Genomic DNA, 22,945 nt, shown 5'->3' with positions numbered 1-22,945 from the left:
TCAGGTGGGGTCGGGGTCCCTGCTCCCCTGCCGACCGCCGGCGGTGAGGCCGATCTCCCCGGCGTACGGCTCGTGCCGCTTCCCCGCGTGGGCCTCCCGCTCCAGGCGCTCGGCGAGGTGCGGGTAGTGCGCCTCGAACGCCGGGCGCTCGGACCGGATCCGCGGGATCTCCAGGAAGTTGTGCCGCGGCGGCGGGGACGACGTCGCCCACTCCAGCGAGTTGCCGTGGCCCCAGGGGTCGTCGCGCAGCGCCAGCGGCCCGAACCGCCAGGACTTGAAGACGTTGTAGAGGAACGGGATGGTCGACGCGCCGAGCACGAACGAGAAGATCGTCGAGACCGTGTTCAGCGTGGTGAACCCGTCGGTGGGCAGGTAGTTGGCGTACCGGCGCGGCATGCCCTCGTTGCCCAGCCAGTGCTGGACGAGGAAGGTGCCGTGGAAGCCGATGAAGGTCAGCCAGAAGTGCAGCTTGCCCAGCCGCTCGTCCATCATCCGGCCGCACATCTTCGGGAACCAGAAGTAGATGCCGGCGTAGGCGGCGAACACGACGGTGCCGAAGACCACGTAGTGGAAGTGCGCCACGACGAAGTAGGTGTCGGACACGTGCCAGTCCAGCGGCGGGCTGGCCAGGAGTACGCCGGTCAGGCCGCCCAGGAGGAAGGTGACCATGAAGCCGATGGAGAACAGCATCGGCGTCTCGAAGGTCATCTGACCCCGCCACATGGTGCCGATCCAGTTGAAGAACTTGATGCCGGTCGGCACGGCGATGAGGTAGGTCAGGAAGGCGAAGAAGGGCAGCAGCACCGCGCCGGTGGCGTACATGTGGTGCGCCCAGACGGTCAGCGACAGGCCACCGATGGCCAGCGTCGCGAAGACCATGCCCTTGTAGCCGAACAGCGGCTTGCGGGCGAACACCGGGATGATCTCGGTGATGATCCCGAAGAACGGCAGCGCGATGATGTACACCTCGGGGTGGCCGAAGAACCAGAACAGGTGCTGCCACAGCATGGCGCCCCCGTTCTCCTCGGAGTACACCAGCGCCCCGAGCTGCCGGTCGGCCAGCAGGGCGAACAGCGCCGCGGTCAGGATCGGGAACGCCAGCAGGATCAGCACGCTGGTGACCAGCGCGTTCCAGGTGAAGATCGGCATCCGGAACAAGGTCATGCCCGGCGCGCGCAGGCAGACGATCGTCGCGATGAAGTTGACGCCACCGAGGATCGTGCCCAGGCCGGAGACGGCCAGGCCGGCGATCCACAGGTCGGCACCGGCACCCGGGCTGTTGGTGACGTCGGACAGCGGCGTGTAGGCCGTCCAGCCGAAGTCGGCCGCCCCGGCGGGGGTCAGGAAGCCCGACACCGCGATCGTGCTGCCGAAGAGGAACAGCCAGTAGGAGAAGGCGTTCAGCCGCGGGAAGGCGACGTCCGGCGCGCCGATCTGCAGCGGCATGATCAGGTTCGCGAACGCGAAGAACAGCGGCGTCGCGAAGAACAGCAGCATCACCGTGCCGTGCATGGTGAACAGCTGGTTGTACTGCTCGGGCGAGAGGAACTGCAGCCCCGGCCGGGCCAGCTCGCCGCGCATGAGGAGGGCCATGAGCCCGCCCACCATGAACCATGCGAACGAGGTGGCCAGGTACATGAGGCCGATGGTCTTGTGGTCGGTGGTCCGCAGCAGGTTCGAGAGCCGCGAGCCCTTCTCGACCTCGCGAGCCGGGCTCGGCCGGCTCACGATCGGCGCCGGTGCGATCGTCACCGTCGCAGCATAAGCGGTGCCTGTCCGACACCTCCCGGCGATGGGGGCGGGCGCGCCGGTCAGGGCCGCTGCGCCGTGACCGGGCCGTGACCGGACTCACCGGTCACCCGGCGCGGGCCCACGTGGTGAGGTCCACCGACACGGTCACCGGGGAGGACTCCGGCAGGCCGGCGACCGCCGTCGCCAGCGCCTCCGGAGCGAGGTGCCGCGCGTGCGGCCCCATGCCCACCAGCGTCCGCACCGCCGCCCGGTCGAGCTCCAGCCGCTCCCGGTGCTCCCCGGCCGCCACCTGGCGCAGGTGCGGCTCCAGGGTGGCGGCCAGCCGCCGTCCCTTCTCGGGGTCGACGCGCAGCAGCCCCAGCGGCCCGACCAGCTCCGCGAGGTGGTCGGCGGCGGGGGTGACGACGACGAGGCGGCCGCCCGGCCGCAGGACCCGGGCGATCTCCGGGCCGTTGCGGGGGGCGAACACCACCAGCACCCGGTCCACGGCGGCATCCCGCACCGGCAGCCGCGCCCAGGCGTCGGCGACGACCGCCAGTGCCCGCAGGTGGGCAGCGGCCGCCCGGCGCGCGGCGTACCGCGAGGAGTCCAGGACGACGCCGACCGCGTCGGGCAGCCGGTCGAGGACGCCGGCCAGGTGGTGCCCGGTGCCACCGCCGAGGTCGAGCAGGGTCGCCGGCGGGCACGGCTCCGCGAGGACGGCGTCCCCCAGGGCGTGGGTGATCCCGCGGTAGTGCCCCGCGGCGAGGAAGGCCACCCGGTCGGCGACCATCTCCGCCGTGTCGCCGGACGGCGGCACGTGCCCGGGTGGCAGCAGGGTGACCTGCCCCTGCCGCGCGCGGTCGAAGGCGTGCCCGGCGGGACAGCGCAGACCGCTGCCGCCGGGCAGCGCCGCGAGCGGTCCGCCGCAGACCGGGCAGGCCAGCAGGTCCACCGCCACGGGAGGCCACGGCCGCCGGCTGCCGGGTCCGGCGGTCACCGGGCGACCGGGTGGAAGGTCACCTCGTGCAGCGCGCCGTCGGCGGCGACGGCCGTGACGAAGGTGCCGTGCGGCTGGCGGCGGCGGTCGGTCGGCGATCCCGGGTTGAGCAGCCGCAGGCCGGTGGCGGCGGTGGTGTCCCAGGGGATGTGGCTGTGCCCGAACACCAGCAGGTCGGCGTCCGGGAAGCGGGCCGCGCAGCGGGCCTCGCGGCCCTTCTTGTCACCGGTCTCGTGGACGACGGCCAGCCGGATGCCCGCGAGCTCGGCGCGGGCCACCTCGGGGAGCCGCTCGCGCAGCGCCCCGTGGTCGTTGTTGCCGTACACCGCGACCAGCCGGCGGGCGCGCTCCTCGATGCGGTCGAGCAGCGCCACGTCCACCCAGTCGCCGGCGTGCACGACGACGTCGGCCGCGTCGATGGCCGCCCACAGGGCATGAGGTAGGTCACGCGCGCGCTTGGGGACGTGCGTGTCCGCGGTGAACACCAGGGAAAACGGCACGTACCCATGCTCGCAGGCGGATATCTTGCGGCAGCCGACGACGCCGTCGCCCCACTCCCGCACGACCTCTCGAGGACTCCCCCATGACTGACCCCACGTCCACGCGCGCCTCCGGCGCCGGCCACGTCGGCGAGGAGCCGTACCCGAGGCGGTGGCTGGCCCTGGGGGTCATCGCCATGACCGTCCTGCTGGTCATCCTCGACGCGACCATCGTCAACATCGCGCTGCCCGCGGTCTCGGCCGACCTGGGCATCACCGCGGCCACCCAGCAGTGGATCGTCACCGCCTACACCCTGACCTTCGGCGGCTTCCTGCTCCTGGGCGGCCGGATCGCCGACTTCTGGGGCCGCAAGCGCACCTACCTGGTCGGCGCGGCCGGCTTCGCCATCGCCTCCGCGCTCGGCGGCATCGCCCAGAACGAGGGCATGCTGTTCGCCGCCCGGGCGCTGCAGGGCGTCTTCGGCGCCCTGCTGGCCCCGGCGTCGCTGGCGCTGCTCACCGTGCTGTTCACCGACCCCAAGGAGCGGGCCAAGGCCTTCGGCGTCTACGGCGCCATCGCCGGCGGTGGCTCGGCGGTCGGCCTGCTGCTGGGCGGTGTGCTCACCGAGTACGCCGACTGGCGCTGGTGCTTCTGGGTGAACCTGCCCGTCGCGCTGCTCGCCGTCGTGCTGGCCATCCCGATCGTCCCGGAGAGCAAGGCCCCGGGAGACACGCGCTACGACATCCCCGGCGCGGTGCTGGTGACCCTCGGCCTGGCCTCGATCGTCTACGGCTTCACCCGCGTCGCGGAGGCCTCGCAGACCAACTCCATCGAGGCCGCGGAGGCCAACGCGCGGGCCGCGGCCCAGGGCAGCCCCACGCTCGTCACGCCGGAGAGCGGGTGGACCGACGGGCTCGCCTGGGTCTTCATCGTCGGCGGCCTGGTGCTGCTGGCGCTGTTCGTCCTGCTGGAGCTGCGCACCCGCAACCCCCTGCTGCCGATGCGCATCGTCCTCGACCGCAACCGCGGCGGGGCCTACCTGACCTCGACGCTGGTGGGCGCCGGGCTCATCGGGGCGTTCTTCTTCCTGAGCCTGTACTTCCAGCAGGTCCTCGGCTACGAGCCGGTGGTCGCCGGCCTCGCCTCGCTACCGACGACGCTGGGCGTGTTCATCTCCGCCGGTGCGGCCAGCGCCCTGGTGCCGCGGGTCGGGCCGAAGCCGCTCATGGTCCTGGGCGGGCTGCTCGCCGCCGCCGGACTGTTCACGCTGTCCTTCGTCGGCCTCGACACGGGCTTCTGGCAGCTGCCCTTCCCGGGCCAGCTGCTGCTCGGCCTGGGCCTCGGGTTCACCTTCGTGCCGCTGTCGAACCTGGCGCTGGTCGGTGCGGGTGAGCACGACGCGGGCGCGGCCAGCGCCATGCTCAACGCCACCCAGCAGGTGGGTGCCTCCATCGGCACCGCCGTCCTGGCCTCGCTGTCGGTCGGTGCGATCAGCGCCTACACCGCCGACGCGCTGACCTCGGGGGCGAACCCGCAGGACCCGGCGCTCGGCCTGACCGCGCAGGTCGAGGGCTACACGACCGCCTTCACCTGGGCGGCCGGCCTGCTGGTGCTGGGCGCCGTCGTCGCGGCGGTGCTGATCAAGGCCACCAAGGACGACCTGCCCGCGGAGGGCGACGCCGTCGTCCACGTGGGCTGAGCTCGCTCCACCCCTCCCCCGCAGTTGATCATGGGGTTGTTGCCGGCGACACGGCGGGACACGCCGTGGGAGCGGGCAACAACCCCATGATCATCGCGGAGAGGGGGCGACGGACTCAGCCGTCCCGGGCGGCGAGCGCCCGCAGGCGGGCGTTGTATGCCTGGAGCTCGGCGTCCTCGGTGCGGACGGCGGCACGGTCGAGCCGCCTGCCCTTGCGGTCCTCCGAGCCTATCCACGAGAAGAGCACGATCGCCATCACGAACACCGTCGGCAGCTCGCCGAAGGACCACGCGATGCTGCCGGCGGTCGACTGGTCGCTGAGCGGGTCGACGCCCCAGCCGGCCGGTGGCACCGCGAAGGTCTCCACCACCAGCGCGCCGGCCATCATGATCGCCACGCCGAAGAACGCGTGCAGCGGCATCGGGATGAGCAGCTCAAGCATCCGGCCGCCGTGGCCCATGGTCCGCGGCCAGGGGTCCTGGGCGAGGATCGGCCCGAAGAACAGCAGCCCGGTCACGGTGAAGTGGGCCAGCATGAACTGGTGCCCCACGGGGTTGCCCATGAGCGCGTCGAACAGCGGCGTGAAGTAGACCCCGTAGAGGCTGCCGAGGAACAGCGGCAGCGTGAACAGCGGGTGCGAGAGGAACCGCGCCACGCGGCTGTGCAGGGCGTCGAGCAGCAGCGCCCGCGGAACGCCGGCCAGCCCCTTCCCGCGGGGCAGCGTGCGCAGCGCGAGCGTCACCGGGGCGCCGATGAGCAGCAGCAGCGGCGAGATCATCGACAGCACCATGTGCTGGGCCATGTGCACGCTGAACAGCACCATGCTGTAGCCGTTGAGCCAGGTGCCGGTGACCCCGAACAGCGACAGGCAGCCGGCGATCCACGACGCCGTCCGCCACCACGGCCACGTCACCCCCGACCGGCGCAGCACCACCAGCGCCGCCAGGTAGCCGACCAGCCCGAGCAGGCTCAGGACGGCGAGCACCGACCACGGCTCCAGGTGCGGCAGGAACATCCGCCCCCAGGTCGGTGGTTCCGCGGGCACCCACATGCCCGAGTGGTGACCGTGCTCCACCGAGTGCGCCTCCTGCCGTGCCGTGCTGGTGGGTCCACTCTCCCACTTGGTCACGTTCTGGAACGGCCACCCTTCAGGGGCCCGCGCCGAGCCTGCGAGGCGTGGGGGGAAGGGTGGTCCTTCCCCTTACTCGTGGACCGGCGCCTCGTGCCCGGCGTGCGCCTCGGCCTCCAGCTGGAATGTGCAGTGCTCGACGTCGAAGTGGCTGCCCAGGCAGGCGCAGAGGGCATCGAGCACCCGTCCCCCGTGCCCGGCCTCGAGCGCCTCGTCGGTGACGACGACGTGCGCGGAGAGAACCGGCAGGCCTGAGGTGATGGTCCAGGCGTGCAGGTCGTGGACGTCGAGGACGCCGTCGACACCGAGGATGTGCGCCCGCACCTCGTCGAGGTCGACCCCGCGGGGCGCGGCCTCCAGGAGCACGTCCACGGCCTCCCGGAGCAGCGACCAGGCGCGGGGCAGCACCAGCGCGGCGATGACCAGGGACGCCACGGTGTCGGCGGGGGTCCAGCCGGTCGTGGCGACGACGACGGCGGCGACGATGACCGCGACCGAGCCGAGCGCGTCGCCGAGCACCTCGAGGTAGGCGCCGCGGACGTTGAGCGAGTCCCTCCGGCCGCGGTGCAGCAGGGCCAGGCCACCGAGGTTGACCACGAGGCCGGCCGCGGCGACGGCCAGCATGACGCCCGAGCCGATCTCCGGCGCGTCACCGATGCGGCGGACCGCCTCCACCACCACGTAGCCGGCCACCCCGACCAGCAGCAGGCCGTTGGCGACCGCGGCGAGGATCTCCACCCGCTGCCAGCCGAAGGTCCGCCGTCCGCGGGCGGGCCGCTGCGCCAGGGAGACCGCGCCCAGGGCCAGTGCCACGCCGAGCGCGTCGGTGGCCATGTGGCCGGCGTCGGCGAGCAGCGCGAGCGACCCCGAGACGACGGCGCCGACGACCTCGGCGGCCATGACCGCGACGGTCAGGCCGAGGACGACGGCCAGCCGCCGGCGGTACTGCGCCGTGGCGGTGGCCGGGCCAGGCGCGTGGCCGTGGTCGTGGCCCATCAGCCGCCCACCTCCGTCCCGCGCCGCACACCGGGCAGTCTCCCCCACCGGGCGGCCGGCGCGGGTGGCCCCGGCCCGGTGACGTGCTGGAACGGCCCCCTCGCGAGGGCGGCCGTGAGCTCGGCGGCGTGCTGGAACGGCCCCGCAGCGGGGTCCTTCTTCAGATCTGGACGCCGCGCTCCCGAAGCCACGGCAGCGGGTCGATCTTCTGGCCGTTGACGCCCCCGACGTGCACCTCGAAGTGCAGGTGCGGACCGGTGGACTGGCCGCGGTTGCCGAGCAGCGCGATCGTGTCGCCGGCACGGACGACCTGGCCGGGCGTGACGAGGATCTGCTCCATGTGCCCGTAGACGGTGACGTCGCCGTTCTCGTGCTGGATGTAGACGGCGTTGCCGTAACCGCTGGCCGGGCCGGCCTCGAGGACGATCCCGTCTGCCGCGGCGTACTCGGGGGTCATCATGGGCGCGGCGAGGTCGATGCCCGCGTGCAGCGTGCCCCAGCGGGCCCCGAAGGTGCTGCTGAGCCGGGCGCCGGCGACGGGTAGCACGGCCTTGGGCCGGGCGGCCTCCGCGGCGGCCTCGGCGGCCAGCCGGTCGGCCTCGGCCTGGGCCTGCGCGGCGGCGGCCTGCTCGGCCTCGCGCGCGGTACGGCTGGCGGTCATCTCCTCCAGCCGGGCCTCGTCGGACGCCTCGACCGCGGCCGGCGACTGGTCGTCCAGGCCCAGCTCCGCGGCGACGCTCACCGAGCGGCTGACCGACTCGGCGTCGGCCTGCGCAACGCGGTCACCCACGGAGAACACCCCGAGACCGGCGGCCCCGACGAGGGCGGCGGCGAGGTACATCGCGGGACGGCGGTGCCGCGCCGGCGGCGACGTGCGACGAGGGCGGCCGTGCGAGCCGCCGGTCGCGGCGGCCCCGGCCTGCGGGCGGGTGTCCTCGGTGCGGACCCCGGGGAGGTCGATGCCGGCGCGGGCAGCGGCCTCGGCCTGGCCCGTGAGGTCGGCCAGGTCGGTGACCTCGGCCAGCGTGCGCGCCGGCCGGTCGCCGGACGTCCGAGGAGCGGGGTCTCCCGACGGCTGCGCATCCCCCGTGCGCGGCGTCGGGGTGGTCTGGGTCGACGCCTCGGTCGCGGGCTGCCGCCGGGAGGACGGGGCCGCGGCCGGGATCTCAGCGGGGGTCGCAGCGCCCCGGACGGGCACCGGCCCCTCGGTGAGGAGGCGGTCGGAGTGGAGCGGAGTCATGCACCTGGCTTCCGGAGGGGACAGGGGGTCGTCGTGCGGTGCCCGGGGGAGCGGGCGGGGCCCATGTAAACACGTCGTTATCGTTTCGTGATTGGAATACAGGGGTATTGACCTGCAGTTTCGTGATCCGCACCACAGGGTTGCACCATTGTCATTCAACTCTTTGTATATCGGTCATCACGCTGCGTGATTGACTCGCCGAGGCGGGTCGGATGCAGGGGCGATGCAGGTCACGACCGGGCAGGAGGGGCTTGATCGCGCCCTTGACAGCCCGACCGGAGGAGCACACTCCATGCGCGCAGTGACTTGGCACGGCCGTGCCGACGTCCGGGTGGACACCGTCCCGGACCCGACGATCCAGGAGCCCACCGACGTCGTCATCGAGGTCACCTCGAGCGGCATCTGCGGGTCGGACCTGCACCTGATCGAGGTGATGGCGCCGTTCATGACCGTCGGCGACGTCATGGGCCACGAGCCGATGGGCATCGTCCGCGAGGTCGGCTCCGAGGTCACCGCCGTGAAGCCCGGTGACCGGGTCGTCGTCCCCTTCAACATCTCCTGCGGCACCTGCTGGATGTGCTCGCAGGGACTGCAGTCCCAGTGCGAGACCACGCAGAACCGCGACAAGGGCTTCGGGGCGTCCCTGTTCGGCTACACGAAGCTCTACGGGCAGGTCCCCGGTGGACAGGCCGAGTACCTGCGGGTGCCGTTCGGCAACACGCTGCCGATCAAGGTCCCCACGGGGCTCCCCGACGACCGCTTCGTCTACCTCTCCGACGTCCTGCCCACGGCCTGGCAGGCGGTCCAGTACGCCGCCGTCCCGCCGGGCGGGACGCTGCTGGTCCTCGGCCTGGGCCCGATCGGCGACATGTGCACCCGCATCGCCCACCACCTGGGCATCGAGAAGGTGTACGCGTCCGACATCGTCCCCGAGCGGCTCGCCCGGGCCGCCGCGCGCGGCACCGAGGTCATCCGGTCCACCAGGAAGGACGACGTCGTGCAGGCCATCCAGGACGCGACGGAGGGCCGCGGCGCCGACGCCGTGATCGACGCCGTCGGCATGGAGGCGCACGGCTCCCCGCTGGCCTCGATCGCGCAGAAGGCGACCGCGGTGGTGCCCGACGCGATCATGGAGCGGGTCATGCAGGTGGCCGGCGTCGACCGGCTGGCCGCGCTCAACGCCGCCATCGACGCCGTCCGCCGCGGCGGGACGATCTCGCTGTCGGGCGTCTACGGCGGTGCGACCGACCCGCTGCCGCTGATGCGGATGTTCGACAAGCAGATCCAGCTGCGCATGGGCCAGGCCAACGTGTGGCGCTGGGTGCCCGACATCCTGCCGATCCTCACCGAGGGCGACCCCCTCGGCGTGGACGACTTCGCCACCCACCACGTGCCGCTCGAGCAGGCGCCGGAGGCCTACGCCAACTTCCGGGAGAAGAAGGACGGCGCGGTCAAGGTGCTGCTCAAGCCCTGACTTCCCGGCCGGGCCCCGGACGCCGGGTGTGAGGAGACCCACCCGGCGTTCGGGGCATGCCTGTGCGGGGCACTGACTTGCCCTGAGAGAGGGTCGGAACCGACCCCGGCAGGACGACGCAGTCCGAGCCACACCCGAAGTCGTCGTCCCCCAGGAGTTCCTCCGTGCCCCGCGGTCTGCTCGCCCTCGCCATCGGCGCCTTCGGCATCGGCACCACCGAGTTCGTCGTGATGGGCATGCTGCCCGAGATCGCCGGCGGACTCGGCGTCTCGGTGTCCGCCGTCGGCATGCTCATCTCCGCCTACGCGATCGGCGTGGTCGTCGGCGCCCCCACGCTGACCGCGCTGGGCGTGCGCTTCTCGCCCCGCCAGACGCTGGTCGGCCTCATGGTCGTCTTCGTCGTCGGCAACGCGCTGTCGGCGCTGGCCCCGACCTACGAGACGCTGGCCGCCGCCCGCGTCCTCGCCGCGCTGGCCCACGGCTCGTTCTTCGGCGTGGGCGCGGTCGCCGCGCGCCGGCTGGTTGCCCCCGACCGGGCCGCCCAGGCCATCTCGCTGATGATGGTCGGCCTGACGCTGGCCAACGTGATCGGCGTGCCCGTCGGCACCTTCGTGGCCCAGCAGACCAGCTGGCGGGTGGTGCTGGGCGCCGTCGCCGCCATCGGCCTGGTCACCATCGCCGGCCTGCTCGCCTGGCTGCCCCGCGACCTCGGCGAGCCCGGCGACCTGCGCAGCGAGCTCGCCGCCTTCCGGCGCGGCCAGGTGTGGCTGGTGCTGGGGCTGACGATGGTCGGCTTCGCCGCGCTGTTCGCCGTCTACAGCTACGTCAGCCCGATCCTCACCGAGCTCGGCGGCATCCCGGTCGAGTGGGTGACGCCGGTCCTGGCGCTGTTCGGCATCGGCACCACCGTGGGCACCCTGGTCGGCGGCCGGTTCGGGGACCGCTTCGGCTTCTCGTTCGTCGCGGTCGGGCTGGTGGGCACGGCCGTCGTCCTGGTCGCCTTCGCCTTCCTCGCCCGGACGCCGGTCGCCGCGGTGGCGCTGCTGGTGCTCTTCGGGGCCATCGCGTTCTCCCTGGGCCCGGTCGTGCAGAACGGCGTCATCGAGGCCGCGCAGGTGCGGGGCGGCAGCCTGGTGTCGGCGGCCAACCAGGCCGCGTTCAACGTGGCAAACGCCGTCGGTGCGGCCCTGGGCGCGCTGGTCCTGTCGCTGGGGCTGGGCTACACCGCGCCGATGTGGGTCGGCGCCGTCGTCGCGGTGGTCGGCGCCGGGATCGCCGTCCTCGCCCGGTCGGTGGGCCGGACCGAGGTCACCCCGGCCACCCTCGAGCCGCGGCCGGCCGACACCGTGTGCCAGACCGCAGCCTGACGACACGACCGCCGGGGTAGGGCCCCCTCATGACCTCCATCACGGCGGAACGGTCCGGACAGGCTCCCCTCGGCGACCGGTCGGTGCACCGGCTGGGCTACGGCGCGATGCAGCTCGCCGGCCCGCACGTCATGGGCCAACCGGCCGACCGCGACGCCGCCGTCGCCGTCCTGCGCCGGGCGGTCGAGCTCGGCGTGGACCACATCGACACCAGCGACTACTACGGCCCGCACGTCACCAACAAGATCATCCGCGAGGCGCTGCACCCCTACCCCGACGACCTCGTCATCGTCACCAAGGTGGGGGCGCGGCGGACGCCCGAGGGCGGCTGGCCCGAGGCCCTCTCCCCCGACGAGCTCCGCTCGGCGGTCGAGGACAACCTGCGCAACCTGGGCGTGGACGCCCTGGACGTGGTGAACCTGCGGATGCCCGGGTTCGCCGAGCCGGTGGAGCGCTCGCTGGCCGAGCCGTTCGAGGCCCTGGCGAAGATGCAGCGGGAGGGGCTGGTCCGACACCTCGGCGTCAGCAACGTGACGACGCAGCAGCTGGCCGAGGCGCAGTCCATCGCGCCGGTGGTCTGCGTGCAGAACCACTACAACCTGGTGCACCGGCACGACGACCCGATGATCGACGCGCTCGCCCGCGAGGGGATCGCCTACGTGCCCTTCTTCCCGCTGGGCGGGTTCACCCCGCTGCAGTCGGCGGCGCTGGAGACGGTCGCCCGCCGGCTGGAGGCCTCCCCCATGCAGGTCGCCCTGGCCTGGCTGCTCGCCCGCAGCCCGAACGTGCTGCTCATCCCCGGCACCTCGTCGGTGGCCCACCTCGAGGAGAACCTGACCGCGGCCGCGCTGGTGCTCGGCCCCCGCGAGCTCGAGGAGCTCGACGCCATCGGGGGCACGCCCACGGCGTGAGGGGTCAGCGGCCGGGCGCCGGGCCGAGCACCCGGTCGAGGTGGTCGTTGGCCAGGACGCCGGTCGGGTCGAGCCGGTCGCGGACGGCGAGGAACCCGTCGAACCGGGGATAGCGCTGCCGGAGCAGGTCGGCGTCCAGGCCGTGCAGCTTGCCCCAGTGTGGGCGCCCGCCGACCGCGCCGGCGATCGCCTCCAGCGCGGCGAACCAGGGGCCCGGGTCGGTCGCGGCCGGGACGTGGGCGGCGACGTAGGCGGTGTCGCGGCCCGAGGCGGTCGACAGCGGGATGTCGTCGGCCGCGGCCAGCCGGACCTCGACCGGGAACGCGGTGCGCCAGTCGCCGGCCTCGTGCACCCGCCGCAGCTCGGCCAGCACCGCCGGCGCCTCCGACCGCGGAACGGCGTACTCCATCTCGAGGAAGCGCACCCGCCGGCGGCTGACGAAGACCCGGTGGGAGTGGTCGGTCCAGCTGCGGGCGCCCAGCGCGCGGGCGGAGGCCCGGGCCAGCGGCGGCACCAGCGCGGGCACCCGCCGTCCGGCCGCGACCACCCCGGCGAAGGCCGCGTTGGCCAGGACCTCGTCGTCCCACACCGCGCGCCACCGCGGCAGCGGGTCGAGCCCCTCCGCCAGCGGGACCCGGGTGTTGCACTTGACCAGCGTCGCGTCGGTGTGCGGGAACCAGTAGAACTCGACGTGGTCGGTGCAGGTCATCAGATCCTCGAAGCCCCGCAGGGCGGTGGTGAGCCGGCCCGGCCCCTCCACCGCGTGCAGCGCGAACGCCGGCTCGGCCTGCAGGGTCACCGCCGTCACCACGCCCAGCGCGCCGAGCCCCACCCGGGCGGCGGCGAACACCTCGGGGTGGGTCTGCGCGTCGCAGTGCAGCAGCTCGCCGGCCGGGGTCACCAGGTCCAGCGCGCGCACCTGGGTGGCCAGCCCGCCGAAGCGCGCACCGGTGCCGTGCGTGCCGGTGGCCAGCGCGCCGGCGACGGTCTGCCGGTCGATGTCGCCGAGGTTGGTCAGCGCCCAGCCGGTGCGCGCGAGCTCCGCGGTGAGCCGGTAGAGCGGGGTCCCCGCACCCACGGTGACCAGGCCGTCGTCGCCCACCGAGACGCCGCACAGCTCGTCGAGAACCAGCGCGACGTCCTCGGGCCGCCCGATGGCGGAGGAGGAGTGGCAGCTGCCGACGGGCCGCACGCGCCGGCCGGCGTCGGCCGCGGCGGAGAGGACGGCGGCCACCTCGTCCGGGGACGTCGGGTGGACCACCACCACCGCCTCGGCCCGCTGGTTGCCCGCCCAGTTGCGCCACCGTCTGACGTCCGCGGGTTCCGCCGGTCCAGCCGCCACTCCGACCTCCTCCGCCGCGATCGGACCCCGGCACTCTGCCCGGGCGGGACTGCGCAGGTCAACGGCCCGTCCATGGGGTTGACCCTCCGCTGTCGGGCGGCCACGCTCGCCCGCGTGACCGCCGTCCGCCCGCGCCCGGCCGAGGCGGCCCGCACCCGGCTGGACCGGGCCACCGCCGATCTGGACCCACCCCTGGCCGTGGTGGACCTCGACGCGCTCGACGCCAACGCCGCCGCCCTCGTCGCGCGGGCCGGTGGGCGGCCGATCCGGGTGGCCAGCAAGTCGGTGCGCAGCCGGGCGCTGCTGCGCCGGGTGCTGGCCCGGCCGGGCTTCGCCGGCGTGCTCGCCTACTCCCTGGCCGAGGCGCTGTGGCTGGCCGGCGGCGCGGACCCGGTCACCGACGACGCCGTGGTCGCCTACCCGTCGGTGGACCGGGCGGCGCTGCGGCGGCTGCTCGGCGACGAGGCGGCCGCGGCGCGGGTGACGGTCGTGGTCGACTCCACCGACCACCTCGACCTCGTCGACTCCGTCGTCCCGCCCGGACGGCGACCGGCGGTGCGGGTCTGCCTCGACGTGGACGCCTCGTTCCGGGCCGCCGGCGGCCGGGTGCACGTCGGGGTGCGCCGCTCCCCCGTGCACGAGCCGGCGCAGGCCGCCGCGCTCGCCCGCGCCGTCGTGGCCCGCCCGGGGTTCCGGCTGGTCGGGCTCATGGCCTACGAGGCGCAGATCGCCGGCGTCCCGGACGCGCCGCCGGGCCGCCCCGCGCGCGGCCTGGCCGTGCGCGGGGTGCAGGCGCTGTCGGCCCGGGAGCTCACCGGCCGGCGGGCGGCCGCGGTGGCGGCGGTCAGGGAGGTGGCCCCGCTGGAGTTCGTCAACGGCGGGGGCACCGGGAGCCTGGAGCGGACCGCGGCCGACCCCTCGGTGACCGAGCTGGCGGCCGGCTCCGGACTGTTCTGCCCAACGCTGTTCGACGGGTACCGTGCCTTCACCGCGCGCCCGGCCGCGCTGTTCGCCCTGCCGGTGACCCGGGTCCCGACGCCGGGCACCGTGACCGTGGCCGGGGGCGGCTGGATCGCGTCGGGCCCGCCCGGCGCGGACCGGGCCCCCTCCCCGGTGTTCCCCGCGGGGCTGCGGCTGCTGCGCGCCGAGGGCGCCGGGGAGGTGCAGACGCCGCTGCGCGGGCCGGGCGCGGCGCAGCTGCGGGTCGGCGACCGGGTGTGGTTCCGCCACGCCAAGGCCGGGGAGCTGTGCGAGCACGTCGACGTCCTGCACACCGTCGCCGGCGAGGCGCTCACCGGCACCGTGCCGACCTACCGCGGTGAGGGCCGCGCGTTCGGCTGAGGACGGCCCCCTCCGCCCCCCTCCCCGCGTTGATCATGGGGTTGTTGCAGCCGACACGGCAGGACACGCCGGGCGGGACAGCGACAAGCCCGTGATCAACGACCGGTCAGCCCTCCGGGTCCCCGGCGAGGGCACGGGCCGCCGCGGCGTCGGCCGCGTCGAACCCGATCTCGCCCACGGTGCCGTGCTGCGCCGCCTGGCCGTCGATCCACCGGCGGTGGGCCTCCCACGCCGACTGGCGGGTGGTACCCAGCGCCTGCCCGATCTCGGCCCAGGACGCGCCCGCCGACCTCGCCGTCCGCACGGTGAGCTGCCGCCCCTGGCCGGCCCGGCGGGCGATCACCTCACCGAGCGCCAGCAGCTCCAGCGCCTCGCCGCGGTCCAGCGGGCGCGGGCCGCCGGCGTCGTCCGGATCGGCCAGCGAGTCGCGCGTGCGCAGCTCCTCGTACCGGCGGACGGCGGTCTGCAGCGTGTGCTCCCGCTCGAGGGTGTCCACGTCGACCATGCACCCAGCATCCGTCAGGCTAGCCTGACGGTCAACGGGTGCGGGCGACCCGCGTCTCGTCGAACACCGGCTCGGCCGACTCGTACACCCGGCCGTCGGCGCCGAAGACCAGGAACCGGTCGAACGAGCGGGCGAACCAGCGATCGTGGGTCACGGCGAGCACCGTCCCCTCGAACGCGGCCAGCGCCTCCTCCAGTGCCTCCGCGGAGAGGACGTCGAGGTTGTCGGTCGGCTCGTCGAGCAGCAGCAGGGTCGCGCCGGAGAGCTCCAGCAGCAGCACCTGGAAGCGCGCCTGCTGCCCGCCGGAGAGGGTCCGGAACTCCTGGTCGCCCTGCTCGGCCAGGCCGTAGCGGCGCAGCGCGGCCATCGCGCGGCCCCGGTCGACCCCCGGCCGGCCGGGCTCCCCGTGCCACAGCAGGTCGACCAGCGTGCGGTCCAGCCACTCCGGGTGCGCGTGGGTCTGCGCGAAGAAGCCGGGGACGACGCGCGCACCCAGCCGCCACGAGCCGGTGTGCCCGACGTCCTGCCCGGCCAGCAGCCGCAGGAAGTGCGACTTGCCCGCACCGTTGGCCCCGAGGACGCCGACCCGGTCGCCGTACCAGACCTCCAGGTCGAACGGGCGCATCAGGCCGGTGAGCTCCAGCTGCTCGGCCATGACCGCCCGGACGCCGGTGCGCCCGCCCCGCAGCCGCATCGCCACCCGCTGCTCCGGCGGGCGGTCCGGCGGCGGCCCGGCCGCCTCGAACTTCGCCAGCCGGGTCTGCATCGCCCGGTAGCGGGAGGCCATGTCCGGCGAGTTGGCCGCCTGCTGCTGCAGCGTGCGGACCAGCTCGACCAGCCGCTGGTGCTCCTCGTCCCAGCGCCGGCGGAGCTCGGCGAGCCGGTCGTGCCGCGCCGTCCGGGCGTCGGCGTAGGTCGCGAACCCGCCGCCGTGCACCCACGCCGACCCGCCCTCGACGGTGACCACCCGGTCGGCGACCCGGGCCAGCAGCTCGCGGTCGTGGCTGACGAACAGCACCGTCTTGCGGGTCTCCAGCAGCCGCTGCTCCAGCCAGCGCTTCCCGGGGACGTCGAGGTAGTTGTCCGGCTCGTCGAGCAGCAGCACCTCGTCGGGCCCGCGCAGCAGCGCCTCCAGGGCGAGCCGCTTCTGCTCCCCGCCGGACAGCGTGGACAGCTCGCGGTACTTGCAGCCGTCGTAGGGCACGCCGAGCGCGGCGACGGTCACCGTGTCCCAGGTGACCTCGGCGTCGTAGCCCCCGGCGTCGCCCCACTGCGCCAGCGCGTCGGCGTAGGCCAGCTGGGCGGCGTCGTCGTCGGTCTCCATGAGCGCGAGCTCGGCGGCCTCGACGGCGTCCCAGGCGGCGCGCACGGCGGGCGGGGCGAGCTCGACGAGGAACCGCTGCACCGTCGTGTCGTCGCGCACCGACCCGATGAACTGCCGCATCACGCCGAGCCCGCCGCTGCGGGCCACCGCGCCGGCCTCGGGCACGAGGTCGCCGGCGACGATCCGCAGCAGCGTCGTCTTGCCCGCGCCGTTCTCCCCCACCAGCGCCGCGCGGGCGCCCTCACCGATCCGGAAGGAGACGTCGTCGAGCAGCACCCGCCCGTCGGGCAGGGTGTGTCGCACCCCGGTCACGTCGACGTAGCCCACCCGGACATCGTCCGGACGGCCGCAACCGCGTTACGCCCGGGCCTTCAGGCGACCGACAGCAGCCGCTCCCGCGCCAGACGCTCGACCAGCTCCGGCAGCGCCGTGGCCGGTACGCCGCTGAGGTCCCGCCGGCAGTTGCGCACCACGGTGCCGATCACCTGTGGCCGCAGTCGCGTCTGGAACTCGTCGGCGAGCCGGGCGACGGCCTGGTCGACGGCGGGGTCGTCGGTCACGGTCATGCGGGAGCGCCTCCGTGGGGCCCTGGGGCGGGAGGACGGGCGGCGATCTGCACCCGTCGGTGGTCCGCTCCACCGTGACGGGCGCTCCCGCGCGGGACCAGGGACCTAGGTCCCCCGGGCTCCATCTGGGACCAACGTCCCCTGTCGGCCGCCCGGGCAGGCGCGGAGCATCGGGGCGGGAGGTGGCTCGTGCCGTTTCCGGACCGCCGGGAGGCCGGGCGGCGGCTGGCCCGGCGCCTGGACGCCCTGCGCGGCGGCGACGTCGTCGTCCTCGGCCTGCCCCGGGGCGGGGTCCCGGTGGCCGCCGAGGTCGCCCGCGCCCTCGGCGCGCCGCTGGACGTCGTCGTCGTGCGCAAGCTCGGCGTGCCGGTCCAGCCGGAGCTCGCCATGGGCGCCGTCGGCGAGGGCGGCGTCACGGTGGTCGACCGCCGGGTGGTCGCCCTGGCCGGCGTCGGGCCGGCCGACCTCGCGCGGGTGGAGCGGCGGGAGCGGGCAGAGCTGGAGCGGCGCGCCCGCGCGTTCCGCGGCGACCGGCCGCCGGTGCCGCTTGCCGGCCGCACGGCGGTCGTCGTGGACGACGGGATCGCCACGGGGTCGACCGCGCGGGCGGCCTGCATGGTCGTCCGGGCGCAGGGCGCGGCCCGCGTCGTCCTGGCCGCCCCGGTGTGCGCCCGCGAGGGCACCCGGTCCCTGGAGCCGGAGGTCGACGAGCTGGTCTGCCTGGAGGTCCCCCGCCGGTTCGTCGCGGTGGGGCAGTTCTACGCGGACTTCCGCCCGACCGGGGACGACGAGGTGGTGGAGCTGCTGCGGGCGGGCCGCACCCCGGCCCGCGCCGACCGGGTCGAGGACGTCGAGGTGCCCGCCGGCGGGGTGCTGCTGGCCGGTTCCCTGACCGTGCCGGCGGGCGCCCGCGGGCTGGTCGTGTTCGTCCACGGCAGCGGCAGCAGCCGGCACAGCCCGCGCAACCGCCACGTCGCCGGGGTCCTGCACGCCGCGGGCCTCGCCACCCTGCTGTTCGACCTGCTCACCCCGGCCGAGGAGGCCGACCGCGGCACCGTCTTCGACATCCCGCTGCTGGCCGCCCGCCTCGGCGAGGTCATCGCGTGGCTGCGCAGCTGCCCGGCGGTCCAGGGGCTGCCGATCGGCTGCTTCGGCGCCAGCACCGGGGCCGCCGCCGCGCTGGTGGCGGCCGCCGACGACGACCGCGTGGCCGCCGTGGTGTCCCGCGGCGGCCGCCCGGACCTGGCCGGGGCGCGGCTGGGCGACGTCCGGGCGCCGACGCTGCTGATCGTGGGCGGCGCCGATCCGCAGGTGCTCGAGCTCAACCGGCAGGCGGCCGAACGGCTGCGGTGCACCCACCGGCTGACCGTCGTCCCGGGCGCCACCCACCTGTTCGAGGAGCCCGGCACGCTGCAGGCGGCCGCGGAGCTGGCCCGCGACTGGTTCGCCGCCCACCTGACCCGCACGCGCGAGCACAGCGGCTGAGCACGGTGACCGGCCGGCCGGTGACGCTGTTCCTCAGCGGCGACGTGATGCTCGGCCGCGGCGTCGACCAGGTGCTCGCCTGCCCGGCCGACCCGGAACTGCGCGAGCGGGCCGTCCGGGACGCCCGCACCTACGTCCGCCTCGCCGAGGAGGTCAACGGGCCGATCCCCCGCCCGCTGCCCCCGGCCGCGCCCTGGGGCGACCTGCTCGCCGTGCTCGACGCGGCGGCCCCGGACGCCCGCATCGTGAACCTCGAGACCAGCGTGACCGCCGACGGGGACTTCGCGCCCGGCAAGCCGGTCTGCTACCGCGTGCACCCGGCGAACCTGCCGTGCCTGGCCGCGGTGCGCCCGGACGTCTGCGTGCTGGCCAACAACCACGTGCTCGACTTCGGCCCCCGCGGCCTGGCCGACACCCTCGCTGCACTCGCCGCGGCCGGGCTGCGGGTCGCCGGGGCGGGAGCGGACGAGGAGGCCGCGTGGGCGCCGGCGGTCGTTCCGCTGCGCGGCGGCCGCCGCCTGGTGGTGACCGCCTTCGGGACGCCGTCCAGCGGCATCCCGGCGGACTGGGCGGCGAGCGGACGACGCGGCGGCGTCGCCTTCCTCGACCGCCTCAGCGACGCCGCCGCGGACCGCGTCCTCGCCCGGGTGGCGGCGGTGCGGCGCCCGGACGACGTCGTCGTCGCCTCGGTGCACTGGGGGTCGAACTGGGGCTGGCCGGTACCCCCGGAGCAGCCGCCGTTCGCCGCCCGCCTGGTCGACGGCGGGGTCCACGTGGTGCACGGCCACTCCTCGCACCACCCGCGCCCGGCCGAGGTGCACCGCGGCCGGCTGGTGCTGCACGGGTGCGGCGACCTCGTCGACGACTACGAGGGCATCGGCGGTCACGAGCACCACCGGCCGGACCTGCGGGTCGCGTGGCTGGTCACGCTCGGCCCCGACGGCGCCCTGACCCAGCTGCGGGGAACGGTCCTGCGGGCACGGCGGATGCGGCTGGAGCGTGCGCCGGCCGCTGACGCGGCGGAGCTGGCCGAGCGACTCAGCCGTGCCGGGAGCCGGTCCGCGCTGCGGCTGGCGCCGACGCCGGACGGCGAGCTGGTCGGCCGCCCCTAGCGGCGGTCAGGCGGCGGAGTAGGCGTTCTGCCCGGCCGCGGTCGCGGCGACGGCGTCGCGCACCAGGGCGCTGAGCTCGGCCTCGTCGACCCGGTCCAGCGAGGTGAACCGGATGCAGCTCCTGCCGCAGGAGACCTTGCCGAGCCGCTCGGCCCGCGCCTCGGGCAGGTACTCCCCGTCGACGACGGCGCACACGTAGAGCGACAGGTGCCGCTTCTGCGCGGCGAGCGCGATGAGCGGCCACGTGGTCGTCTCCTTCGCCGACCGCGGTCGGTAGGGCATGAGCCCGTAACCGAGCATGCGGCCGCTGCCGACCGGCACCAGCTGCCGGTCGATCCCCGGCGCGGCGGCCGTGACCAGCGCGTCGGTCCGGCGCAGCTCCTCCTCGCGCGGACCCGCCGCGGCGAACCACTCCTCGATGTCGCTCATGCGCCGCCTCCTCAGCCGAGAGCGAGGGACAGCACCGTCGCCCCGGCCGCGAGCACCAGCGCCAGCACGACCACCGCCGCGACGAGCCGCCGTCGCCGCTCGGCCCGCCGGCCACCGGCACCGCCCATCCCCATCACGGGCGGCACAGTACCGCCGGGTGGGGACCGTTCAGTTCCTCCGCCGTCCCCACAGCAGGGTGTCCAGCGCGGTGCCGGCCGGGGTGTCCCGGCGGACCTGCTCGAGCCGGTCGACGTCGAGAAGCTCCGCCACCGGCGCGAGCCGGTCGACGCTGGCCAGGATCGCCGGGTCCTGCGGGCCGCCGACGCCGTGTTCCGGGTTCGCCACGTCGTGGCCCAGGACGAGCAGCCGGCCGCCGGGCCGCAGCCAGCCGACCGCCCGGCGCAGCAGGGCGGTGGTGTCCGGCTCCGGCAGGTGCAGGTAGGCGACCAGCACCAGGTCCAGCGAGCCGGGCGCGGTGTCCCAGGTCAGGACGTCGGCGGTCACCCACTCGACGCGCTCGGCGCCCGGCCGGCCCTGCCCGCGGGCCAGCCCGGTGGCGGAGAAGTCGACGGCGGTCACCCGCCAGCCGCGCTCGGCCAGCCACAGCGCGTGCCGCCCCTCCCCCGCCGCCAGGTCGACCGCGGCCCCGGGCGGGAGCTCCGCCAGCAGCTCGGCCACCAGCGCGTTCGGCCCCGGCGACCACTGCTGCTGCTCGGCGTAGCGCGCGTCCCAGTCGGCTGCCTGCACGACCGGGAGTCTGTCAGTGCAGGACCATGCCGCCGGCGACGTTGAGCGCGTCGCCGGTCAGGTAGTCCGCGTCGCTGGAGGCCAGGAACAGCGCCGCGCGGGCGACGTCCTGCGGCTCGCCGAGGCGGCCGAGCGGGGAGAGCGCCGACCAGGTGGCCACCTCGGGGCGGCTGCGCGTCCCGGCGGCGGCCTGCTCGACGACGTGCCCCGGGCACAGGCAGTTGACGGTGATGCCGTGCGGGCCGAGCTCGTGCGCGGCGGCCCGGGTGAGCGCCATGACGGCGGCCTTCGATGCCGCGTAGTGCGCCTGGCCGCCGCCGGCGGTGCCGCCAGGGGTCGCCACGTTGACGACCTTGCCGGCGCAGTCGTCCCCCGGCGCCCGGAACCCGATCATGGCGCAGGCCGCGGCCTGGATGGCGACGAGCATCGACTGGGCGGGCATGGCGAACGGCTCCCCCAGTTCCGCGGGGTCCATCTCGAGCAACGGCGCGAACCGCTGCACCCCGGCGTAGTTGACCAGGACGTCGATCCCGCCGAGGCCGGCGATCGCCTTCTCCATCGCCTCCCGGGTGTCGGTCACGTCGGACAGGTCGACGCGGTAGGAGCGCCCGCGGACCTCCTCGCTCAGCCGGGCGGCCTCGTCGACCCGCGGGTCGAGGACCGCCACCGTCGCCCCCTCCGCGGCGAAGGTGCGGACGATCGCCGCGCCGATGTCGCGGGCGCCACCGGTGACCACGACCCTGCGCCCGGACAGCCGCGTCACCGCGCGACCGGACCGGGACGGGCCGAGCGGGGAACCGGACCGGGGCGTGCGAGGGCCGGGGTGGAGTGGGTCATGGTGGGGTCTTCCGTCGGGTGCAGTCCGTGGACGTCGTTACCCACTCGCGGCGCGCAGTCACACGCCGGTGCTTCCGGACCCCGGCGTACCGCAACGGCGCGGGCGCCGGTCGACGTCACGCTGCGTCACCGATCGGCCGCGGCGCCACCCGAAGAGGGGACGGTTCTCGACGCGCGGCTCGGCCGGAGCGTTCCTAACCTCAAGTGAGCGACCGATCACGCTGAGGAGGGGGAGCGATGTCCGACGGCACGCCGGCCCTCCCCCGCGCGGTCCGCGGGCGTCGGGTGCTGGCCCGGGCGGCACTCCTCGGCGGCCTCGGTCTGGGGTGGTGGCTGCTCGGGACGTCGTCCGCCGCGGCCGACGAGCCCCGCCACCTGCTCCCGGTCCCCTCGGCGATCGCCGAGGTCGCGGAGTCCGCGCACACGCTGCCCCGGGCCCTCGCGGCCGAGGTCCCCGAGGTCGCCACCGCGCCCCTCGACACCGCCGCGGCGCCGGCCGACGACGTCCCCGCCGTCGCTGCGGTGACCGAGGCCGTGCGCGCCGTCGCCGAGCCGGTGGTCGCCCCCGTCCGTGCCGCCGTCCCGCAGGCGGTCCGGTCGGCGGCGGCAGCCGTCGCGCCGGTCACCGACGCGGTGCGTTCGTCGCTCGAGGCCGTCGTCCCGGCCGTGACCCCGCCGGTGCCCGGCGGCCTCGAGCGACCCGCGACCCCCGTCGCCGCGCCGGAGCCGGCGACCGTCCCGGCCCCCACGCCCGCCGCCGGGCCCGCCGCCGCGGCAGCGCCGCCGGCTCCCGGAACGGTCGCTCCCGCCGCCGGGCAGCACCCCGCGGCCGTCGGCCCGGCGGTCCGCGCGCAGGCCGAGCCGCCCGCAGAGCCGGTGCCGGCCGCCACCCCCGCCGCCGCGCACGACCACCCGCGCGCGGCGACCGCGCCGGGCACCCCGCCGGCGGCCCCGCTCGCCCCGTGGCCGGGCGGCGGCGCGCCGGTCCCGGCGGCGTCCGCCGCTCCCGCCGCCCCGGCCGGATCCGCTCCCGACGCCGCCAGCGCCGTCCTGGCCGCGGGCGTGCCCGCCGCCGTCCTGGCCGCCGCCCGCGCCCGCTCCGCCGAGGCCCGCGACGCGGCCGGCGACACCGTCTTCGACCCGTCCTTCTCCCCCGACTGAGTGCCCCGGGCCGGCTCGCCCAGCCGGCACGGCACGCCACCGGCCTCGCCCGGGGCCGGTGTCCACTCA

At 75.4% G+C, this 22,945-nt stretch carries 22 protein-coding genes; 8 read left to right on the top strand and 14 right to left on the bottom strand.

Translation table 11 applies throughout. The annotated features are described in order from the left end of the window. From ctaD to ACI79D_RS13615, 3 genes are all read right to left on the bottom strand, one after another. Entirely contained in the window at positions 1–1,752 is a 1,752-nt protein-coding gene (gene ctaD / locus ACI79D_RS13625) for an aa3-type cytochrome oxidase subunit I (RefSeq protein WP_456918958.1), read from the bottom strand. A 103-nt stretch (positions 1,753–1,855) separates the two neighbouring features. After that, positions 1,856–2,692, bottom strand: a complete 837-nt coding sequence (locus ACI79D_RS13620) for a putative RNA methyltransferase (RefSeq protein ID WP_456919000.1) — start codon at positions 2,690–2,692, stop codon at positions 1,856–1,858. A gap of 35 nt (positions 2,693–2,727) precedes the next feature. Next, positions 2,728–3,231 (bottom strand): metallophosphoesterase family protein, encoded by a 504-nt coding sequence (locus ACI79D_RS13615; protein ID WP_456918957.1) that lies wholly within the window; start codon positions 3,229–3,231, stop codon positions 2,728–2,730. 83 nt (positions 3,232–3,314) lie between these two features. On the opposite strand from ACI79D_RS13615, the gene ACI79D_RS13610 reads away from it, so the two are divergent. Beyond that, positions 3,315–4,910, top strand: a complete 1,596-nt coding sequence (locus tag ACI79D_RS13610) for an MFS transporter (RefSeq protein WP_456918956.1) — start codon at positions 3,315–3,317, stop codon at positions 4,908–4,910. Between the two features lie 115 nt (positions 4,911–5,025). Here the strand turns inward: ACI79D_RS13610 and ACI79D_RS13605 are convergent, their stop codons facing one another. The 3 genes from ACI79D_RS13605 to ACI79D_RS13595 all read right to left on the bottom strand — a co-directional run bounded on the left by ACI79D_RS13605 (position 5,026) and on the right by ACI79D_RS13595 (position 8,275). Then, positions 5,026–5,985, bottom strand: coding sequence for a cytochrome c oxidase assembly protein (locus ACI79D_RS13605; RefSeq protein ID WP_456918955.1), 960 nt, complete (start codon positions 5,983–5,985; stop codon positions 5,026–5,028). A gap of 126 nt (positions 5,986–6,111) precedes the next feature. Further along, positions 6,112–7,035, bottom strand: a complete 924-nt coding sequence (locus ACI79D_RS13600) for a cation diffusion facilitator family transporter (RefSeq protein WP_456918954.1) — start codon at positions 7,033–7,035, stop codon at positions 6,112–6,114. A 160-nt stretch (positions 7,036–7,195) separates the two neighbouring features. Continuing rightward, positions 7,196–8,275: a peptidoglycan DD-metalloendopeptidase family protein gene (locus ACI79D_RS13595; protein WP_456918953.1), complete on the bottom strand. Its 1,080-nt coding sequence runs from the start codon at positions 8,273–8,275 to the stop codon at positions 7,196–7,198. 292 nt (positions 8,276–8,567) lie between these two features. Here ACI79D_RS13595 and ACI79D_RS13590 point away from each other — a divergent pair, with 292 nt between their 5' ends. The 3 genes from ACI79D_RS13590 to ACI79D_RS13580 all read left to right on the top strand — a co-directional run bounded on the left by ACI79D_RS13590 (position 8,568) and on the right by ACI79D_RS13580 (position 12,027). Then, positions 8,568–9,749 carry an alcohol dehydrogenase catalytic domain-containing protein gene (locus tag ACI79D_RS13590; protein WP_456918952.1) on the top strand — a complete coding sequence of 394 codons (1,182 nt, stop codon included), beginning with the start codon at positions 8,568–8,570 and terminating at the stop codon, positions 9,747–9,749. Positions 9,750–9,913: 164 nt separating this feature from the next. Next, positions 9,914–11,116: an MFS transporter gene (locus ACI79D_RS13585; protein WP_456918951.1), complete on the top strand. Its 1,203-nt coding sequence runs from the start codon at positions 9,914–9,916 to the stop codon at positions 11,114–11,116. Positions 11,117–11,145: 29 nt separating this feature from the next. Next, positions 11,146–12,027, top strand: coding sequence for an aldo/keto reductase family oxidoreductase (locus tag ACI79D_RS13580; RefSeq protein WP_456918950.1), 882 nt, complete (start codon positions 11,146–11,148; stop codon positions 12,025–12,027). 4 nt (positions 12,028–12,031) lie between these two features. Here ACI79D_RS13580 and ACI79D_RS13575 read toward each other — a convergent pair whose 3' ends face one another. Continuing rightward, positions 12,032–13,369, bottom strand: coding sequence for a D-arabinono-1,4-lactone oxidase (locus ACI79D_RS13575; protein WP_456918949.1), 1,338 nt, complete (start codon positions 13,367–13,369; stop codon positions 12,032–12,034). 114 nt (positions 13,370–13,483) lie between these two features. Here ACI79D_RS13575 and ACI79D_RS13570 point away from each other — a divergent pair, with 114 nt between their 5' ends. Further along, positions 13,484–14,710: an alanine racemase gene (locus tag ACI79D_RS13570; protein ID WP_456918948.1), complete on the top strand. Its 1,227-nt coding sequence runs from the start codon at positions 13,484–13,486 to the stop codon at positions 14,708–14,710. Positions 14,711–14,816: 106 nt separating this feature from the next. On the opposite strand, the gene ACI79D_RS13565 is transcribed toward ACI79D_RS13570, so the two are convergent. Genes ACI79D_RS13565 through ACI79D_RS13555 form a run of 3 tightly spaced genes read right to left on the bottom strand, consistent with a single transcriptional unit; the run spans position 14,817 to position 17,105 of the window. Then, positions 14,817–15,215 carry a hypothetical protein gene (locus tag ACI79D_RS13565; protein WP_456918947.1) on the bottom strand — a complete coding sequence of 133 codons (399 nt, stop codon included), beginning with the start codon at positions 15,213–15,215 and terminating at the stop codon, positions 14,817–14,819. Between the two features lie 31 nt (positions 15,216–15,246). After that, the gene (locus ACI79D_RS13560; protein ID WP_456918946.1) at positions 15,247–16,866 is read right to left on the bottom strand and encodes an ABC-F family ATP-binding cassette domain-containing protein; all 1,620 of its coding nucleotides are present in this window, start codon (positions 16,864–16,866) and stop codon (positions 15,247–15,249) included. A 44-nt stretch (positions 16,867–16,910) separates the two neighbouring features. Further along, complete coding sequence (locus tag ACI79D_RS13555; RefSeq protein ID WP_456918945.1) at positions 16,911–17,105, bottom strand: three-helix bundle dimerization domain-containing protein; 195 nt, start codon at positions 17,103–17,105, stop codon at positions 16,911–16,913. Positions 17,106–17,294: 189 nt separating this feature from the next. Between ACI79D_RS13555 and ACI79D_RS13550 the strand changes: the two genes are divergently transcribed. Beyond that, positions 17,295–18,590, top strand: a complete 1,296-nt coding sequence (locus ACI79D_RS13550) for a phosphoribosyltransferase family protein (RefSeq protein WP_456918944.1) — start codon at positions 17,295–17,297, stop codon at positions 18,588–18,590. Between the two features lie 5 nt (positions 18,591–18,595). Beyond that, positions 18,596–19,702, top strand: a complete 1,107-nt coding sequence (locus tag ACI79D_RS13545) for a CapA family protein (RefSeq protein WP_456918943.1) — start codon at positions 18,596–18,598, stop codon at positions 19,700–19,702. A 6-nt stretch (positions 19,703–19,708) separates the two neighbouring features. On the opposite strand, the gene ACI79D_RS13540 is transcribed toward ACI79D_RS13545, so the two are convergent. The 4 genes from ACI79D_RS13540 to ACI79D_RS13525 are packed head-to-tail and all read right to left on the bottom strand — an operon-like array spanning position 19,709 to position 21,641. Further along, positions 19,709–20,131 carry a DUF1801 domain-containing protein gene (locus ACI79D_RS13540; RefSeq protein ID WP_456918942.1) on the bottom strand — a complete coding sequence of 141 codons (423 nt, stop codon included), beginning with the start codon at positions 20,129–20,131 and terminating at the stop codon, positions 19,709–19,711. Positions 20,132–20,142: 11 nt separating this feature from the next. After that, the gene (locus ACI79D_RS13535; RefSeq protein ID WP_456918941.1) at positions 20,143–20,268 is read right to left on the bottom strand and encodes a hypothetical protein; all 126 of its coding nucleotides are present in this window, start codon (positions 20,266–20,268) and stop codon (positions 20,143–20,145) included. 31 nt (positions 20,269–20,299) lie between these two features. After that, entirely contained in the window at positions 20,300–20,878 is a 579-nt protein-coding gene (locus tag ACI79D_RS13530; RefSeq protein ID WP_456918940.1) for a class I SAM-dependent methyltransferase, read from the bottom strand. Between the two features lie 13 nt (positions 20,879–20,891). Beyond that, positions 20,892–21,641, bottom strand: coding sequence for an SDR family NAD(P)-dependent oxidoreductase (locus ACI79D_RS13525; RefSeq protein WP_456918939.1), 750 nt, complete (start codon positions 21,639–21,641; stop codon positions 20,892–20,894). Between the two features lie 311 nt (positions 21,642–21,952). Here ACI79D_RS13525 and ACI79D_RS13520 point away from each other — a divergent pair, with 311 nt between their 5' ends. Then, positions 21,953–22,876, top strand: a complete 924-nt coding sequence (locus tag ACI79D_RS13520) for a hypothetical protein (RefSeq protein WP_456918938.1) — start codon at positions 21,953–21,955, stop codon at positions 22,874–22,876. Positions 22,877–22,945 lie beyond the last annotated feature (69 nt).

It is taken from the genome of Geodermatophilus sp. SYSU D00708 (assembly GCF_054050115.1).
Note: the sequence above shows the minus strand (reverse complement) of the source record. Positions and strands in the feature narration are given on the sequence as shown.

Excerpts from the sequence above, each read along its gene's own strand:
- ACI79D_RS13610 (WP_456918956.1), top strand. The coding sequence starts at position 3,315 with ATGACTGACCCCACGTCCACGCGCGCCTCCGGCGCCGGCCACGTCGGC.
- ACI79D_RS13600 (WP_456918954.1), bottom strand. The coding sequence starts at position 7,035 with ATGGGCCACGACCACGGCCACGCGCCTGGCCCGGCCACCGCCACGGCG.
- ACI79D_RS13595 (WP_456918953.1), bottom strand. The coding sequence starts at position 8,275 with ATGACTCCGCTCCACTCCGACCGCCTCCTCACCGAGGGGCCGGTGCCC.
- ACI79D_RS13590 (WP_456918952.1), top strand. The coding sequence starts at position 8,568 with ATGCGCGCAGTGACTTGGCACGGCCGTGCCGACGTCCGGGTGGACACC.
- ACI79D_RS13580 (WP_456918950.1), top strand. The coding sequence starts at position 11,146 with ATGACCTCCATCACGGCGGAACGGTCCGGACAGGCTCCCCTCGGCGAC.
- ACI79D_RS13565 (WP_456918947.1), bottom strand. The coding sequence starts at position 15,215 with ATGGTCGACGTGGACACCCTCGAGCGGGAGCACACGCTGCAGACCGCC.
- ACI79D_RS13555 (WP_456918945.1), bottom strand. The coding sequence starts at position 17,105 with ATGACCGTGACCGACGACCCCGCCGTCGACCAGGCCGTCGCCCGGCTC.
- ACI79D_RS13540 (WP_456918942.1), bottom strand. The coding sequence starts at position 20,131 with ATGAGCGACATCGAGGAGTGGTTCGCCGCGGCGGGTCCGCGCGAGGAG.
- ACI79D_RS13520 (WP_456918938.1), top strand. The coding sequence starts at position 21,953 with ATGTCCGACGGCACGCCGGCCCTCCCCCGCGCGGTCCGCGGGCGTCGG.